Below are 18,130 nucleotides of genomic sequence, written 5' to 3' on the forward strand. Positions count from 1 at the left end.
AGACCTGAAAAAGGGTGTTATCATCGTGGCGAAGCGGCGCATCTGCCGGCGGCGGGGCAACCGGCGGCGGCTTTGCCCGGTTGAAGCTCAGATGCCTGGCTTCTGCGAAAGGCTAGCCAGAAGCCCTTTTTTCACCCACTGATTTATCTTACATGGAAGTCGGAATTGACAGCTTTGCCTCCCATCTGCTCCAGAACGGCGGCGACCTGCTGAGCGGCACGGAGGCCATGCGCCTGCTACTCGAACGGATTGAACGCGCCGATCAGGTTGGCCTCGACGTATTTGGCATCGGCGAGCACCACCGCGCCGAGTACCTTGATTCGGCTACGGCCGTGATTCTGGCGGCGGCGGCGGCTCGCACCCGGCGTATCCGCCTCACCAGTGCCGTCACGGTGCTGTCGGCCGCCGATCCGGTGCGCGTGTTTCAGGAGTTTGCCACGCTCGACCTGATTTCGCAGGGCCGGGCCGAAATGGTGGTGGGTCGGGGCTCTTCCACCGAAGCCTTCCCGCTCTTCGGCTTCAGTCTCAATGATTACGACGAGCTGTTTGCCGAAAAGCTGGAACTGCTGCTGGCCATCCGGGACACCGAGAAAATCCGGTGGCAGGGCCGGTTCCGGCCGGCCCTCACGGGACAGGGCGTGTACCCGCGCCCGGCGCAGGCACAGCTACCCATCTGGCTGGGTGTGGGCGGCACCCCCGAGTCGTTCGTGCGGGCCGGGGCACTGGGCCTGCCGCTGATGGTGGCTATCATCGGGGGGGATACTCACCGCTTTCGGCCCCTGCTCGACCTCTACCGCGAGGCCGGCCGCCGGGCCGGGCACGCGCCCGAGCAGCTGAAAGTAGGCCTGCACTCTCTGGGCTACGTGGCGCCTACTACCGAGGAAGCGCTGAATGATTTTGCGCCCGGCTACATCCAGACCTTCGGCCAGCGCGCCCGGGAGCGGGGCGGAATGGCTCCCACGCGGGCGCATGTAGCGGCGCAGGCCGGTCCGCTCGGTGCCCTGCTGGTGGGTAGCCCCGAGGAAGTAGCCGCCAAGATTCTGCGCCACAGCGAGGCGCTGGGCGGAATCTCCCGCGTGACGTTTCAGATGGACGTAGCCGTGCTGCCGCACGAGAAAATTCTGCAGGCGACCGAGCTGATTGGCCGCCGGGTAGCCCCCCTGTTGCGCGGGGAATAACGTTGCCTGTAAGCTAGCGGGTTTCGATGGTTTGCTGCTGAAAAAAAGCCCGGATAAAAGCAGGCAGCCCAGTTGAGTCCGGTTTCGGTGCTCAGCTGGGCTGCCTGCTTTAGATCCGGCCTGAACAGGGAAAGATAATACTCCCTGGAAAGGCTGTGAGAGAAGAAGCGGCGCTATACGCTAGTGTTTTGGAGGGGTGAAACCGCGCAACCGTAGCGAATTGGTCAGTACCGATACGGAGCTGAGGGCCATGGCCCCGGCCGCCAGCATAGGTGAAAGCAGCCAGCCGAAAACAGGATACAGCAGCCCTGCCGCAATGGGAATCCCCAGCGTGTTATACACAAACGCAAAAAACAGGTTCTGGCGAATGATGCGAATCGTCTGCCGGGAGAGCTGCAGAGCCGTTACAACGCCCTGCAGATCGGAGCGCATGAGGGTGATGCCGGCGGCAGCCATGGCTACGTCGGTGCCGCCACCCATAGCCAGCCCAACGTCGGCCCGGGCCAGGGCGGGCGCGTCGTTAATACCGTCGCCGACCATAGCCACGACGCGCCCCTCCGCCTGCAGGGCCTGTACTTTGCCGGCCTTGTCCGGGGGCAGTACCTCGGCAAAGTAGCGCGTGATGCCCACCTGTTTGGCTACCTGGGCGGCGGTTTGCGGGTTGTCGCCGGTCAGCAGGATGACTTCCAGCCCCATGGCCTGCAACTGCCGGATAGCCGCTGCCGAAGTTTCCCGCACGGTGTCGGCCACGCCAATCAGGCCGGCGGCCTTACCCGCCACGGCCACGTAAAGCACGGTTTTGGCCTGGGCCAATAGCGCCTCGGCCTGCTGGCGCACAGCCGATGAGAGAGTGATACCAGCCTCCGTAAACAGCCGGCCGTTACCGATGAGCACTGCCACTCCCTGCACCGTGGCAGCGGCCCCCTGGCCGGCCACGGCGCGAAATTCGCTGGCGGGTAGCGGGGTCACCTGCCGGGCTTCGGCGTAGCGCACTACGGCCTCGGCCAATGGGTGCTCACTTTGTCGTTCCACGGCTGCTACCAATGCCAGCAACTGGCTGGCATCCTGGCCGGGGGCAGGCACAAAATCCGTAACGGTAGGCTCGCCCCGGGTGATGGTGCCGGTTTTATCGAGCAGTACGGTGGTTACTTGGTGCGCTTTTTCCAGCGCCTCGGCATTGCGGATAAGTACCCCGTATTCGGCCCCCTTACCGGTACCCACCATAATAGCCGTGGGCGTTGCCAGCCCCAGCGCACAGGGGCAGGCAATGATGAGTACAGCCACAAAATTGACCAGCGCCAACGGTAGCCGCGTCTCGGCCGGGGCCAGTACAAACCAAAGCCCAAACGTGAGGATGGCAATAACCAACACCGTGGGCACGAAAACCGCACTAACCTTATCGGCCAGCCGCTGAATGGGGGCGCGGCTGCCCTGGGCGTCTTCCACCAGCTGCACAATCCGGGCGAGCATGGTAGCGGAGCCTACTTGGGTAACGCGGAAGCGGAAAGAGCCGGTTTTGTTGAGCGTGGCCCCGAATACCGGGTCGCCGGCTCGTTTTTCCACCGGCAGGCTTTCTCCCGTCAGCATGGCTTCATCCACTGCCGAGTGGCCTTCCTCCATGATACCATCGGTGGCTACTTTCTCGCCAGGTCGCACCAGCACAAGGTCACCGGGCTGCACCTGTTCAATGGGCACATCTACTTCCTGGCCGCCGGGGCGCACCACGCGGGCCGTCCGGGCCTGCAGGCCCATCAGGGCTTTGATAGCGGCGGAAGTTTGCGTTTTGGCGCGCATCTCCAGCACCTTGCCCAGCAAAATCAGGGCAATGATGGTGGCGGTCGTATCGTAATATACTTCGGGCGACAGGCCCCGGCTGGTAAAGAAACCGGGTGCTATTGTGGCAGCCAGGCTGTACAGGAAGGCGGCACCGGTGCCCACGGCAATAAGGGTATCCATGTTGGCGGCCCGGTGCCGGAAGCCGTTCCAGGCAGAGATGTAGAACTCGCGGCCGCTGTAGAGCAGCACCGGCAGCGTGAGCAGCAGCAGCAGGTAGTTGAGCACTGGCATATTCACGCGCGCCATCAGGGCCGGCCAGAGCATGAGCATACTCAGCGGCATAATGAGGAGGCTCAGCCCGGCCGCCAGCCAGAATCGGCGCTTCAGCTGCCCATACGCCTGTGCCTTTTGCTGATCAAGTTCCGCCTGACGGTCGGCGGCGCTGGTATCCGGAATTCGCTCGATAACGCCGTAGCCGGCCTGCACCACGGCCTGTTTCAGCGTGGCGGGACTGGTCTGGGCCGGCGAGTAGTCAATGGTTGCTTTTTCGGTGGCAAAATTCACCAGAGCCCGCTGCACGCCGGGCGTTCGGGCCAGCGACTTCTCCACAAAGGAAGCACAGGAGGCACAGGTCATGCCTTCGATATCGAGGGTTTCGGTCTTGGTAGCGGGTTCCATACAAGCAGGTGGCGCAGAGCGTAGCCGGTAAATATGCCGACCTAGGTAACGCACTCACAAAGGAACAAACCAGTAGGGCCGGAGTTGGTACGAAATCTTTCCGGAGAGTTGCATAATTCTTCCCGGGGCTCTTAAAAAGAGCGTATAGAACTCCGCTGGCAGCTTACTTCCAGTTGGCCCTGGGCTTCTTCCTGATTGGGTAGCCCAATCGAAAACACACCTGCCGTGTTGTGTCTGCCAGTGGTGTATCAGCTACGCCAGCCCGCGCGCAATGCCCAGTTCCAGCCCGCGCAGTTCAGCCAGCCCCCGTAGCCGCCCGATGGCCGAGTAGCCGGGATTGGTGCGCTTGTGGAGGTCGTCGAGCATCTGGTGGCCGTGGTCGGGGCGCATGGGCAGGCTGGTGTGGCGCTGGCGCATCAGCAGCACCAATTCCCGCAGCACGGCGTACATATCCACGTCGCCTTCCAGGTGGTTGGCCTCGTAGAAATTGCCAGCCGCGTCGCGCTGGGTGCTGCGCAGATGGAGGAAGTGGATACGTTCGGCAAACTGCTGCACCATGCGGGGCAGGTCGTTGTCGGGGCGCACGCCGAACGAGCCGGTGCAGAAGCACAGGCCGTTGCGCACCGATGGCACGGCGTCGGCCAGGGCCTGCACGTCGGCGGCGGTGCTCACCACGCGGGGCAGCCCGAGGATGGGGTAGGGCGGGTCGTCGGGGTGAATGGCGAGGTTGACGTCTACTTCCTCCGCTACCGGTACGATTTCGCGCAGAAACAGCACCAGATGCTCGCGCAGCCTAGCGGCATCTATGCCGGCGTAGGCGTCGAGGGCCTGCTGAAACTGCTGGAGCGTGAAGCTTGCCTCGGAGCCCGGCAGCCCGGCAATGATGTTGCGCTGCAGCTGCTGCCTCTCGTCGGCGCTCATGCTGGTCAGTCGGGCTTCGGCTTGGGCCAGCTCCTGCGCGGAATATTCGGCGCGGGCGCCGGGCCGTTGGAGCAGCAGCGCATCGAAGGCCACGAAGGCGGCGCGCTCGAAGCGCAGGGCACGGGAGCCGTCCTCCACCTCGTAGGCTAGGTCGGTGCGGGTCCAGTCGAGCACCGGCATGAAGTTGTAGGTGACGGTATGGATGCCGCACTCAGCCAGGTAGCGTAGCGTCTGCTGGTAGTTGCGGATGTAGCGCGAAAAGTCGCCGGTGCGGGTTTTGATGTGCTCATGCACCGGCACGCTTTCCACCACGCTCCAGGTCAGGCCCGCGGCGGCCACTTCCTGCTGGCGCTGCCGGATTTCGGCCACCGGCCATACCTCGCCATTCGGCACATGGTGCAGGGCCGACACCACATCGGTAGCGCCGGCTTGGCGGATATCGGAGAGGCTAACCGGGTCGTTGGGGCCGTACCAGCGCCAGCTTTGGATCAGGGGCATTGTGTGAATTTGGGTAGTGAGATGTCGGGGTTATTTGACCGTCATGCTGAGCTTGCCGAAGCATCTCTGCCTCTGGCTACTCAGTAAGTATGGCAACGCCAGCACGCGAGATGCTTCGGCAGGCTCAGCATGACGTTCTGTTTTGCACTCATGCCACCCGCTACACCCCGCTGTACGCATTGAAGCCGCCGTCTACCATCACCGTTTCGCCGGTGACGAAGCGGGAGGCGTCGCTGAGCAGGTAGATGAGCGTGCCGGTGAGCTCCTCGGGCTGGCCGAAGCGCTGGTAGGGCGTGGCGGCAATGAACTTGCGGGCCCGGTCGGTGGGAGTGCCGTCGGGCTGCACGAGGAGGGCGCGGTTCTGCTCGGTCAGGAACACGCCGGGCGCAATGGCGTTCATGCGCAGGCCGCCGCCGTAGCGCAGGCCCAGCTCCACAGCCATCCACTGGGTGTAGGCCTCCACGGCTTTCTTGGCCATGGTGTAGCCCAGCACCCGCGTGAGCGGCCGCTGCGCAGTCAGGCTTGATACGTTTACAATCGAGCCCTTGCCCTGCTCGGCCATCACGCGGCCAAACACGGTGGTGGGTATCACGGTGCCAAACAGGTTGAGGTCCACGGCGCGACGGGTGTCCTCGATGCTGAGGTCGAACACGTCCTGGTCGGGGGCGATGGTGGCGCCGGGCAGGTTGCCGCCGGCCGCGTTTACCAGCCCATCGATGCGGCCCCAGACCTGCATGATTTCGTCGCAGGCGGCCTGCATCTGGCCTTTGTCGAGCACATCGGCCAGCACCGACAGGGCCTCTCCGCCCACGGCCTCAATGGCGGCTACCCGCTCGGCGGCCCGGCCAGCGTCGCGGCCCAGAATGGCCACGCGGGCCCCGGCTTCGGCCACGGCCAACGACAGGGCCTCGCCCAGTACGCCGGTGGCCCCGGTGATGACGACAACCTTGCCGTGCAGGGAAAACTGGTTGAGCGCAGACATGGGGTGGGCAGTGGATACGGGCGCAGCAGCCGGGGCCGGCGCGGAAGAAACAGGCGTCATAGGATACGTTAGGGAAGGAGCGTGAGCCGGCTTTCGAGGCGGATATCGTCGGAGGCGGAACCGAGCATTACCTGGAACTCGCCGGGCTCGGCGGCCCATTGCAGCTGGCGGTTGTAGAAGGCCAGCTTGTCGGGCGTGAGGGTGAACGTGACGGTTTTGGTTTCGCCGGGGCGGAGGTTGAGTTTCTGGAAATCCTTGAGCTCCTTGAGCGGCCGGGCCACCGAAGCCACCAGGTCGCGCAGATACAGCTGCACCACTTCCTCGCCCGCTACTTTGCCGGTGTTCGTGACGGTGAGCTGCACCTGTGTGCTTTGCCCCGCTGTCAGGCTGGCCTTGTCGATTTTCAGGCCATCATACTTGAACGTGGTGTAGCTCAGGCCGTGGCCGAAGGCGTAGCGCGGCGTGTTGGGCGCGTCGATGTAAGCTGATTTATAGCGGATGTCGCCGGGCTTCATGACGGGGCGGCCGGTGTTGTACTGCTGGTAGTTGAGCGGAATCTGGCCCATGTTGCGCGGAAACGTGCTGGGCAGCTTGCCGCCGGGGTTGTAGTCGCCGAACAGCACGTCGGCCAGGGCCGCGCCGCCCTCCGAGCCCGGAAACCAGCCGTAGAGCACGGCGTCGGCCTGATCGGCAATGGCGTTGAAGATGAGCGGCCGGCCGGCCATCAGGACCACCACAATCGGCTTGCCGGTAGCTTTCAGAGCCTGAAACAGCTCTTCCTGCACGCCGGGCAAATGGATATCGGTGCGGGATTTGGCCTCGCCGCTCATGTCCCAGGTTTCGCCCACGGCCAGCACCACCACGTCGGCGGTTTTAGCGGTTTCGATGGCGGCTGCAAAGCCGGTGCGGGAGCTGCCTTCCACCTCACAGCCCTTGGCGTAGCGGATTTGGGTGTTTTTGCCGGCCCGTTTGGTCAGGCCGTCGTGCAGGGACGTAATCTGGGTGGTGTCGGCCAGCACAATCCAACTGCCGGCCAGGTCGCGCTTGGCCTTGGCCAGCGGCCCAATGACGGCAATGCTGCGCGGCTGTGCCAGCGGCAGCGTGTTGTTGCGGTTTTCCAGCAGCACAATGGACTTGCGAGCTGCGTCGCGGGCGGCCACGCAGTGCTGCGGGTCGTTGAGGACTTTCTTTTCGCGCTTCAGGTCCGAGAATTTGTAGGGGTCGTCGAACAAACCCAGCTCGAACTTCTTGCGCAGAATGCGGCGCACGGCGTCGTCCAGCTGCTTTTCGTCGGACTGGCCAGCTTTCACCAACTGCGCCAGCGTGGTGTGATAGGCGTCGCTTTCCATGTCCATGTCGGAGCCGGCGGCCAGGGCTTTCTGGGCGGCGTCGGCTTTGTCGCGGGCGTAGCCCCAGGGCACCATCTCGGCGATGCTGCCCCAGTCACTCACCACAAAGCCTGGGTAGTTCCACTGACCTTTCAGGATGTCGCGCTGCAGGTAGCTGCTGCCGGTGGCGGGCACGCCGTTCAGGGTGTTGAAGGAGTTCATGAAGGTGGCCACGCCGGCATCGGCGGCGGCCTTGAAAGGCGGCAGGTATACTTCCCAGAGCTGCTGCTCACTCATATCCACCACGTTGTAGTCGCGGCCGGCCAGGGCGGCGCCGTAGGCCGCGAAGTGCTTGGCGCAGGCCATGATGGCATCGGTGCCGCCCAGCTTTTCGCCCTGGAAGCCCAGCACGCGGGCCCGCGCAATCTGGGAGCCGAGGTAGGTGTCTTCGCCGGCGCCTTCCATCACGCGGCCCCAGCGCGGGTCGCGCCCCACGTCCACCATCGGCGCAAACGTCCAGTGGATGCCGGATGCCGACGCCTCGCGAGCCGCCACGTGCGCCGATTCGCGGATGGCGGCCATATCCCAGGAAGCCGCCTCGCCCAGCGGAATCGGGAAAACGGTCTGGTAACCGTGAATCACGTCGAGCGAGAACAGTAGCGGAATCTTCAGCCTAGATTTCAGCGCTTCGGCCTGAATGGCGCGGGTGTCGGCCACGCCTTTCACGTTCAGCATGGAGCCCACTTGCCCGCTGCGGATGCTGTTGAGTAGGTCGGTTTTGCGGTTGCTGGCTGGGCCGGTTACCTCACGGCCGGAGTACTGGTTGAGCTGGCCGACTTTCTCTTCCAGCGTCATCTGCTGCAGCAAACCCGTGATGCGCTGCTCGATGGCGGCGGCATCAAGCGGCTTGGTTTTCTGGGCCGTTGCCGGGAGGGCAACCGTGAGCAGCAGCGTAGCAAGAAGCAAGGATCTGGAATTGGAAGAAATCATTCGGAAGAACTGGAAATCGGTAAGCGAGCAATAGCACCCGGCGGCAGGAGAAGCGTAGCGCGGCTGTCATCCCCCCATTCCACAAACGCAGCATTCCCACACACTGGCTTGCAATTCGGCGACATCCGGCTACACTTTCCTTTGGCCGGGGTGATTAAGAGAACTTTGTGAGATGACGTTTTTTTATGGTTAGCATGACGGACTTCAGTGCTTGAGCTGGCTTACTGCAAACCTTCCACGAGGCCGTCGTAGGCGGGTTTGCGCTGGTAGTTGTCGTCGAAGGGGAGGGGCCATTCGGGGCAACTGCAGTCGTTGCGCTTCCAAGTATCGGCGTCGGCTACATTCCAGGTGGTGATGCCGTAGCGCTGGGCAGCGGGCAGGGCCTTGAATGTTTGGGCCAGGGCCTTGTACTTCACCTTTTGGGCGGCTGCCAGCGCAGGCGTAAACGTGGCGCTGGCCGACCGGCTCGGGTTCATCGAAATGTCCAGCTCGGCTACGTGCACCTGCAGGCCGGTGGCGGCGGCCGTGGTAATGGCCTCGGCAATGCGCGCATCGGTGATGTTGCTGCTGGTGTGCATCTGCAGCCCGATGCCGTGGATGGGCACGCCGCGGCTTTTGAGGCCGTTCACCAGCGCCAGGATGCCGGTGCGGCGGGCGGTGCTGTACTCGTGGCCGTAGTCGTTGTAGAACAGCAGCGCGGCGGGGTCGGCGGCGTGGGCGTACTGAAAGGCGCGGTCAATGTACTGGTCGCCGAGGTGCTGGCGCCACACGTTGGTGGTGCGCAGGTTGCCGTTGTCGTCGATGGCCTCGTTCACCACGTCCCAGGCCTGCACCTTGCCCCGAAAGTGCGTCACCACGGTCTGAATGTGCGTTTTCATCAGGTTTTCCCAAGCTGCCGAGTCACCCTGGAAGCTCGTGACCCAACCGGGCAGCGAGTTGTACCAGAGCAGCGTGTGGCCGTGCACGCGCATGTTGTTCTGCTGCGCGAAGTCCACGAGGTAGTCGGCATCCACCCAGTTGTAGGTAGTAGCCGACGGGTGCAGCGCGCCAAATTTCATGGCGTTTTCGGCCGTGATGCTGTTGTACTCGGTGGCCATCAGCTGGCGGTAGGCGGGGCGGGTTTTCAGCAGGTTGATGCTCACGGCCGCCCCCACCGGAAACGGCGCCACCGACTTCAGGCTAGCCACCGGCGGTACAACAGGCGCGGCCGGAGCCGGCGCAGCGGCCGATTCCTTGTCGCCGCATTGCGTCAAAAAAGCAAGGCCGAAAGCGGTGAGCAGCGGGGCGGATTTCATAGCGGGAGAGTTGGGGACGAAGGTGGGGCAGGGCAGTAGCGCGGCTACTTCGGCTGCCGCTGGTCGAAGTAGTCGGCCAGCGGGTACATCTGCTGGTTCAGCTCGCGCATCTTATCCAACAGCGGCGTGTAGGGGTTCAGGTAGTTGTCCACGATGCCCTTGTTGGCGTTGGTATTGGAGGGCTCAGCGCCCACGATGGTCGGGTCGTTGTCCTGGTACTTGAACCAGTGCCAGCCCACGCAATTCTTCGATTCCAGCAAGCCCAGCGTGAAATTCTGGTAGAACAGGCCCCGGTCGGCCTGGGTGCGCACCACCCAGCCGGCGCCGGCGGTATTGGCCAGGCCGGGCGCGTCCTCGCCCTTCACGTACCACTCCGTCACGATGAACGGCTTGCCGGCCGTCTGCTCCCACTCGCGCACCCAGCGCGGCTCGGGCGTCCAGTTGTTGTAGTAGTTGATGCTGATGGCGTCGAGGTACTGGCCGGCCACGCGCATCAGCTCGGGGTAGTAGCGCTGGGCACCGTGGAAGCGGCAGCCGAGGTACATGTGGTTAGGGTCGTACTTCTTCATGGCCTTGGCCACGATGCTGAAATAGCGGTCGGCGGCGTAGGCCAGAAACTGCTGGCGGTGCTCGTCGGTGATGGTTTCGAGGGTGATGTTGCGCGCGTCGGCCCACTTTTTGGCCGCCTGGTAGCCGGGCTCAGTCTGGGGCAGCTTGAGGTAGCCGTCCAGGTTTTTGCGCAGCAGTGGCATCTCGTTGTCGGAGAAGTAGCCGAACAGGTTTTTGTCGTTGCGGTACTGCGCCAGCTGTTTGGCGTGCTCCTCGGCAAACGCCTCAAAGCCGGGGTCAAATACGAAAATGACGTCGTTGGGGTAGCCTTTGTGGCCGGGCTGCACGTAGGTGCCGCCGCGCTTGTCGCCGTACTTGCTCATGAAATCCAGGTTCACGGTGTAGGCCAGCGGCTTGTCGGCGCGGGCGTTTTCCGCCTGAATCTCCTTGGTCGCCGACCACGCGCCGGTGCCGTTGAAGCCGTTTTCGAGCAGGAATTTGCGGGTGCCCGCCATCCAGCCGGCCGGGTCGCGGAACTTGTCTTTCAGGGCCTTTTGCGTGCGTTCCGAGCGGCCGGGTTGCACGTCGTTGGGGGCGTTGTGCAGGAAGTAGTAGCCGGCGGGGTCGATGGCCCACCAGCGCCCGTTGATCTTCTCCACATGGAAGAAGCCGGTGGCTTTGCTACGCTTGTCAAGACGCCCGCCGTACTTGCTCAGCTTCACGGTGGCGGGCCGGAAACCTGGCAGTTGCGCAATGGAGCGTGTAGCGTAGCTTTTGTAAGCCGAAAAGCCGGCCTTGCCGTCAATAGCGGAGTTGTTGATGGTCTTTTTGGCGTCCACGCGCAGCGTGTACTCGGTGGTGTCGAGCTGCTGGGCGCGAGCGGTGTGGGCGAGGAACAACAGGCCAAGCGCCGCCCAGGTGCCCCAGGGCTGAAGCCCTGGGCTACGTAGCGTTGCAGTCGGCCGCTGACTAGCCCAGGGTTTCAACCCTGGGTTGCCCGGGGCATCCGCGTCGTGTAGATATTCAGCTGGCTTTCTCATTTGCCGTCGTATTTCTGGGCCATCTGGCGGTAGTATTCCTGCAGCACGTAGAAGGCCTTTTTCCTCTGGCCGGTGCTCGAAATCAAGCCTTTGCGGTTGAAGCCGTTCTGGTACACCGGGTGTTGGCGGCGGGTGGCGCGGAAGTCGGCCAGAATCCAGGGCGTCATACCGCGCAAACCGGGAATGGTGCTCAGCATTTTCAGCTGGTTCACGTACAGCGCCTCCTGGTATTCCTCGCTCCAGCGGGTGTTGGCGTCGCCGTGGTAGCCGGCCAGCGCATCGCCGCCAAACTCACTGACCATCACCGGCTTGTTGTACTTGATGTCGAAGGTGTACTTGGTGATTTCGCCGGGCTTGCCGCCCCAGTACCAGCCGGCGTACTCGTTGAAGCTGGTCAGGTCCAGGAACTCACCCAGCGGGTCGTCCACGTGCACCACGTTGTCGGGGGTGCGGTGCAGCTCCAGGGCCGCCGAAATCAGGCGGGTGTCGTCGAGGGCGCGGGCTTTTTTAGCGAGGCTGCTCATAAACTTCAGGCGCGGCTCGCCCAGCGGCGTTTCATTGCCCACGCTCCAGACCACCACGCTGGCGCGGTTTTTCCCCATCGATATCAGGTCGGTGAGCTGCTGCTCGGCGTTCTGGTAGGTGGCGGGGTTTTCCCAGGCAATGGTCCAGTACACCGGCACTTCGGCCCACACCAGCAGCCCCATTTCGTCGGCCAGCTTGAGCATGGTTTCGTTGTGCGGATAGTGGGCCAGGCGCACGTAGTTGCAGCCCAGCTCTTTGGCCCAGGTCAGCAGCATGCGCAAGTCGCCCTCGCCGCGTGCCCGGCCCGGAATCAGCGGGTTTTCGTCGTGGATGCTGATGCCGCGCATGTAGAGGCTGCGGCCGTTGAGCAGAATGTCCTGCCCCCGCGTCTCAATCAGGCGGAAGCCGATGCGGTCCTGCACGACGTCGGAGCTGCTCGTCAAGCTCACCGCGTACAGCCTGGGGCTCTGCGGCGACCAGCGGGCCAGCTTTTTGGCCGGCACGCTGAACGTGGCGCGGCCTTCACCGTCGGTTTTCACAGTCTGTTTGAGGCCAGCCTCGCCGATGTTCAGGGTCACGGCCTGGTTGGCGCGGCCCTCGCCGGCCAGCTGCACGTAGCCGGCCACCGTATTCGCGTCGCCTTTGGCCAGCTGCACTTTATAGTCGCTGATGTAGGTGGCGGGCGTTTCGGCAATGAAGACGTCGCGCGTGATGCCGCCGTAGTTCCACCAGTCGGTGTTGATGGTGGGGACTTCCTCGGGACGGCGGGTGTTGTCGGCCTTCACCACCACAAAGTTGTCGCCGGACGCGCTGAGCTGCTCGGTGATGTCGTACTGGATCGGGGTGAAGCCGCCCTTGTGCATGCCCAGCTTCTTGCCGTTGAGGTAGATGTGCGCCTCGTAGTTGATGGCCCCGAAGTACAGGAAGTACCGCTTGCCGGGCTTGGGCGCCAGCGCGAAGCTTTTCTTGTACCAGATGGTGCCCTCGTAATACAGCAGCTCCGGCCGCTGCGAGTTCCAGTCGCCCGGAATCTGCATGGCCTGCGACTTATCGAAGTCGTACTCAATCAGCTCTTCTTCCTGCTTGCTGCTGGGCTTGGCGTTGTCGTAGTAGCCGCCCTTGCCCGATTTCGACTGGTCGAAGGCCTCGCGGCGGTAGTCGTAGAAGCCGTTTTCGTAGGGGTCGATGATGTAGTTCCAGCTGCCGTTGAGGCTGAGCACGCTACGGCCCGGCGCGTTTTGCAGCAGCGCCGGCTGGGCCTGCAGCGGCTGGCTGCTGAACGTGCCCAGCCACAGCAGCGCGGCGGCCGTGAGCACCTTCATCAGGTTCAGTGAAGTCATAGGGAAAGGGGTTTAGTGACTCAGTGACTTAGCGACTTAGTGAGTTTGATGTGCTATCTGCACAAGCGGTAACAATCGAACATCAAACTCACTAAGTCGCTAAGTCACTGAGTCGCCGCTTAGTTGTAGCCCGGGTTCTGGGTGAGGATAGGGTTAGTCTGGATTTCCTGAATCGGAATCGGAAACAGCAAGTCGTTCTGGTCGATGCGGGTGGTGGAATTGGTGCGGGTGAAAAAGGCGTTCATTACCGGAATGGCGCGGTCGGTGCGCACGAGGTCAAACCAGCGGTGGCCCTCAAAGCTCAGCTCCAGGCGGCGCTCCAGCTCCAGACGACTGCGCAGGGCGGCCTGAGAGGTGCTGGCTGGCAAATCGACGGTGGCGTTGGGGGTGGCCACGGGCAGGTTGCGGGAGCGGCGAATCACGCGGTTCGCGGCATCCAGGGCCTGCGCGGTCGGGCCGGTAGCTTCATTCACGGCCTCGGCGTACAGGAGCAGCACATCAGCGTAGCGCAGCACAATCCAGTCGTTTTCGGCGTCGGTGGAAGTGGTAGGCGTATCAATGTACTTCTTGGTGTAATAGGAACTGGTTGCCGTGGGGTTGATGGGCAGCGTGTAGGAAGTAGCGGCGCGCACGTCGGTGGTGCCACTGGCCGTGAAGGTGGTGACCAGGTCAGGGTCCACGGTGTTGAATTGCTGACCGGTGAAGGAGGCGCCAATCAGGGCCGTGGTTTGGGCCGTGGTGTAGGCGGGCATAAACCACGTGGTAAATGCGCTGCCCAGACCCAAGGCACCTTTGGTGTAGCGCACGGCCAGCAGAATTTCGCTGTTCATCTCATTGCTGGTGGCGAAGATGTTGGCGTACGTGGCCTGCAGCGCGTACGTATTGGCGTCGATAACCTGCCTGAGCTTGGCGGCGGCCTCGGTGTATTTCTTCTGCGTCAGCAGCACCTTGCCCAACAGCCCCTGCGCGGCCCCCTTGGTGGCGCGGCCCAGGTTCACCCCGGTTTGCGCAACGGGTAGGTTGGTTTCGGCGAAGGCCAGGTCTTCCTCAATCTGGGCATACACCTGCGCGGCCGGGGTGCGGCCAAACTCGTAGGCCTCGGCAATGGAGGCAATTTCGCGGGTTACCAGCGGCACGTCGCCCCAGATGCGTACCGCGTTGAAATAGGCCAGTGCCCGGATGAAACGGGCCTCGGCAAAGTAACGGTTGCGGGTGGCGTCGGTGAGCTTAATGTCCCCGGCCCGGCCCAGAATAATGTTGCAGCGAGCAATGGTGCGGTAAGTCATCAGCCACTGACTCTGCACACGCGGATTGTCGCTGACCAGCGTGAAGTCGTTGAACTCGTTGAGTCGCTCCCCTGAAACTACCGTGAAGCTGTTGTCGGAGGGAATTTCGCCGAAGACGAAGATGCCCCGGTTATTAGCCGACGACTTGCCGTACAGATCCTGCAAGGAGGAGTAAGCCGCCGTTACTCCGTTCAAGATGCTGAGCGAGTCGGAATAGCCCGCCGTGGTGGGCAGGCGCGTGGGGTCGTTCAGGTCGATGAAGTCCTTGCTGCACGAGGTGGTACCCAGGGTAGCCAGGCCCAATAGGGCCGCCACACTGGCTCCGGTGAATATGTTTTTGTAGTCGAAAATCATGGTGGGAAGAGGGTGGTTTGTAGGTGCGGGTTTCTGGTTGCTGGCGGCAGACGAACCAAGGCGTCGGGAGCATAAAATCAACAAGCCAAAAACCCTGAACCAAGAGCCAAAAACCAAAAATTAAAAGCCCAGCTGCACGCCCAGCGTGAGGGTCCGGTTCATGGGATAAGACCCCTGATCGACGCCGTAGGTGGGATTGGTGGTGTTGCCGAAATTGTTGGCCTCCGGATTGTACCCGATGTACTTGGTGAACGTGTACAGGTTCTGGATGCTGCTGTAGATGCCGGCACTTTGCAGCCTGGCCTTCTTCGCCCAGTCCGTTGGCAGATTGTAACGCAACGTCACGTTGCGTACGCGCAGGAACGAGGCATCGTGGATGAAGTAGGAGTTGAACTGGGTGCGCAACGAGGCCGCAGTGGTAGCCAGCGGCGTTTTGCCGTCGCCGGGGTTATCGGGACTGCGCCAGCGGTTGGTCAGCTCGGCGCGGGCGTTGGTGCCGCCGGGCGCGTTGAACGTGTACCGGTCGCCGCCGTAGAGCACATCATTTCCCTGGGAGCCCTGCAGGATGACACTCAGCGAAAATGCCTTGTAGCCGAAGTTGTTCTGCAGGCCGTAGGTGAAGTTGGGGAAGGGGTTCCCGATGACGCCAATGTCCTGGGTATTGATGCTGCCGTCGCCGTTGATGTCCTTGAACTTGAAGTCGCCGGGCTTCACTACCGTGTTGCTGGCCGTCCACTTCGGGCTGCTGTCAATGTCGGCCTGGTCGCGGTAGATGCCTTCCTGCTGGTAGCCGTAGAACACGCCCAGCGGCTGGCCCGGAACTACCCGAATGGAGCTGGTGTAGCCAAACACCGCATCGAAGGTAATCTGCTCATTGGCACCGGCTAAGGACAGTACCTCGTTGCGGTTCAGCGTCAGGTTGGCCGAGGAGCTCCAGGTGAAGTTGCCCTCCACAATGTTGGCCGTATTCAGCTGAAACTCCAGGCCCCGGTTGCGCACCTCACCCACGTTGGCCAGGGCCCGCGACGAGAAGCCCAGAATGGCGGGGATGTTTCGGTTCAGCAGCAGGTCGGTGGTGTTGCGCTGGTAGGCGGCGGCCGTCAGGTAAATCCGGTCCCGGAACAGACCCAGGTCAAAGCCCGCATCAAACTGGGTATTGGTTTCCCAGCCCAGATTGCGCAGGGCTACGCCGTTGGGTGAGAAGCCGTACACGCGGGCCCCGTTGCCGGTGCCCAGCACGTAGTTGGCCGCTTCCTGGTAGCTCTGATAGTTGTAGTCGCCGATGTTGTTGTTGCCGGTGACGCCGTAAGAGGCGCGCAGCTTCAGCTCACTGATGGTCGGGAACTGCTTGATGAAGCTCTCCTCCGCCACGCGCCAGGCCAATGCCAGCGAAGGGAACGTGGCGTAGCGGTTGTCGGGGCCGAAGCGGGAGCTACCGTCGCGGCGCAGGGCCGCCGTCAGAATGTAGCGTTCCTTAAACGAGTAGTCGAAGCGGCCAAATATGGAGGTCAGGGCGTTTTCGTTGTTGCTCAGGCCGCTCCCGAACACCTGGCCAGCGGCAGTGGGGTAGTCGATGTTGGTGTTGGTGTAGGTGCCCGTCTGGCCCAGCACCGTGTTGCCCTCGAAGTTGTTGTACTGCGCGGCATAACCAGCCAGCAAGGTCACGTTGTGGTTGGTGCCGAGGGTGCGGTTATAGGTAGCCGTGTTCTCCCACACCCAGTTCATGTTCGTGCCGTTGATGCGGCGCGCGTCAATGTTGTTGAGGATAGGGTTGGAGAGGTTGGCGGCCTGGTTGCCGGCCGTACCCAGCGTGGCCGGTACATAAATACCGCGCCGCGAGTTGATCAGCTCGGCCCCGAAATTGGTACGCAGGTTCAGGCCCTTGATAACCTCAAAATCCAGGAACGAAGAACCCAGCGCGCGCACCACGTTGGAGCGGTCCTGGTACAGATCCAGCGCGGCCAGGGGGCTCAGCAGGTCGCCGGGGTTGGTGATGCCGTTGTTGGTACCGTTGCGCAGGCCGGCGTAGTCGCCGTTTGCCAGGCGGGTGGGTACAATAGGCGGCATAATCAGGGCGGCCGTGATGGTGCCGGTTTCGCCGCTGGGCCCACCGCCCGAGATGTTGCCGCCGTTAAAGCTGCCCGAGGTAGGCACCACATCGGTACGGGTGAAGTTGGGGGCCAGACTCAGTCCCAGCTTCAGCTTGTTGCTTAGTTGAGCATCGTAGTTGGCCCGCAGCGAGAAACGCTCGAAGCCCGAGCCCTTTAAGGTGCCCGTCTGCTTGAAATAGCCGCCCGAAATGTAGAAACGGCCTTTATCGGTGCCGCCCGAGGCCGACAGTTGATACTGCTGCTGTGTGCCAGTGCGGAAGATTTCATCCTGCCAGTCCGTATCGGGCAGGCCGCCCGGCGAATTCAGGTACGTAGTCAGCTCCGGCGAGAGGGTGCGTGCCCCGTTGGTGTAAGACTCCCGCAGGTAGTCCACAAACTCGTCACGGTTCATCAGATCCATCTTCTTGGCCACCTGAATAACGCCGGTATTGGCCGAGAAGTTAAACCGCGTCTTGCCATCGGCGCGGCCACGCTTGGTAGTCACGATGACAATACCGTTACCGCCGCGCGAGCCATAAATAGCTGCTGCCGCCGCATCCTTCAGAATCTGCACCGATTGAATATCACCGGGCGGAATCTGGTAGTAGCTGTCGGGGTTGTTGAGCGGGTAGCCATCCACCACGTATAGCGGGTTGTTGCCGGCCGTAATAGAGCCCAGGCCCCGAATACGAATAACGGCTCCCTGGCCCGGCTCCCCGGAGGGCTCGGTAATCTGAGCGCCGGCCACCAAACCTACCAGCGCCTCCGAGGGCGAAGCCACCGGAATCAGCTCCACATCCTTGGCCTGAATGGAGGAAATGGACGTGGCCAGCAGCTTTTTCTCCTGCACGCCGTAGCCCACCACCACTACCTCGCTCAGCGTTTTGTTATCGGGCTGAAGCGTTACGTTTACCGCGTCGCGGCCACCCACGGCTACTTCCTGGGGTAGGTAACCGATAAAGCTGAACACCAGGGTAGCATCATCGGGAGCCCTGAGGGTAAAGCGGCCATCAGGGTCGGTTTGAGTGCCATTGCTGGTGCCGCGTACCACCACGTTCACGCCCGGCAGCGGGGCGCCCTTCTCATCCAGTACGCGGCCTTTGATGGCAATATCAGCGGAGGCAACAGGGCGGCTGGCTAACGGTGCGGCCCGCAACGGGCCACTTAGGGCCGGGCCGAGCAAGGGCAGCAACACCAGCGGAGCGGCAGTCCAGCGCCGGGGCAGGAGTAAAGAACGGGTCATGCGTGTGGGAGTTGGGGTGTGATAAAGGCGGAACCGAAGAGTGCAGCAGGCGGGCTA

At 62.7% G+C, this 18,130-nt stretch carries 10 protein-coding genes; 1 reads left to right on the forward strand and 9 read right to left on the reverse strand.

Going from position 1 to position 18,130, the window contains the following annotated elements; genetic code table 11:
* The first annotated feature begins 152 nt into the window (after positions 1 to 152).
* On the forward strand, positions 153 to 1,178 hold the full coding sequence (locus tag EI293_RS07165; RefSeq protein WP_125436471.1) for an Atu2307/SP_0267 family LLM class monooxygenase: 1,026 nt from the start codon (positions 153 to 155) through the stop codon (positions 1,176 to 1,178).
* Positions 1,179 to 1,358: 180 nt separating this feature from the next.
* Here EI293_RS07165 and EI293_RS07170 read toward each other — a convergent pair whose 3' ends face one another.
* The 9 genes from EI293_RS07170 to EI293_RS07210 form a co-directional block, all read right to left on the reverse strand.
* The gene (locus EI293_RS07170) at positions 1,359 to 3,632 is read right to left on the reverse strand and encodes a heavy metal translocating P-type ATPase (protein ID WP_125436472.1); all 2,274 of its coding nucleotides are present in this window, start codon (positions 3,630 to 3,632) and stop codon (positions 1,359 to 1,361) included.
* A gap of 252 nt (positions 3,633 to 3,884) precedes the next feature.
* A complete protein-coding gene (gene uxuA, locus EI293_RS07175) occupies positions 3,885 to 5,051 on the reverse strand; it encodes a mannonate dehydratase (protein WP_125436473.1) in 1,167 nt (388 codons plus the stop codon).
* 160 nt (positions 5,052 to 5,211) lie between these two features.
* Positions 5,212 to 6,093 (reverse strand): SDR family oxidoreductase, encoded by an 882-nt coding sequence (locus tag EI293_RS07180; protein WP_246010567.1) that lies wholly within the window; start codon positions 6,091 to 6,093, stop codon positions 5,212 to 5,214.
* Between the two features lie 8 nt (positions 6,094 to 6,101).
* Positions 6,102 to 8,327, reverse strand: coding sequence for a beta-glucosidase BglX (gene bglX / locus EI293_RS07185; RefSeq protein ID WP_246010568.1), 2,226 nt, complete (start codon positions 8,325 to 8,327; stop codon positions 6,102 to 6,104).
* Between the two features lie 245 nt (positions 8,328 to 8,572).
* Entirely contained in the window at positions 8,573 to 9,646 is a 1,074-nt protein-coding gene (locus EI293_RS07190; protein ID WP_125436475.1) for an endo-1,4-beta-xylanase, read from the reverse strand.
* A 44-nt stretch (positions 9,647 to 9,690) separates the two neighbouring features.
* Positions 9,691 to 11,094, reverse strand: a complete 1,404-nt coding sequence (locus EI293_RS07195; protein ID WP_125436476.1) for an agarase — start codon at positions 11,092 to 11,094, stop codon at positions 9,691 to 9,693.
* A 137-nt stretch (positions 11,095 to 11,231) separates the two neighbouring features.
* Positions 11,232 to 13,100, reverse strand: a complete 1,869-nt coding sequence (locus tag EI293_RS07200) for a glycoside hydrolase family 2 protein (protein WP_125436477.1) — start codon at positions 13,098 to 13,100, stop codon at positions 11,232 to 11,234.
* Between the two features lie 119 nt (positions 13,101 to 13,219).
* On the reverse strand, positions 13,220 to 14,740 hold the full coding sequence (locus EI293_RS07205) for a RagB/SusD family nutrient uptake outer membrane protein (RefSeq protein WP_125436478.1): 1,521 nt from the start codon (positions 14,738 to 14,740) through the stop codon (positions 13,220 to 13,222).
* 120 nt (positions 14,741 to 14,860) lie between these two features.
* A complete protein-coding gene (locus EI293_RS07210) occupies positions 14,861 to 18,073 on the reverse strand; it encodes a SusC/RagA family TonB-linked outer membrane protein (protein ID WP_125436479.1) in 3,213 nt (1,070 codons plus the stop codon).
* Between the last annotated feature and the right edge of the window lie 57 nt (positions 18,074 to 18,130).

This window comes from Hymenobacter perfusus (genome assembly GCF_003944765.1).
Taxonomy (GTDB): Bacteria; Bacteroidota; Bacteroidia; order Cytophagales; family Hymenobacteraceae; genus Hymenobacter; species Hymenobacter perfusus.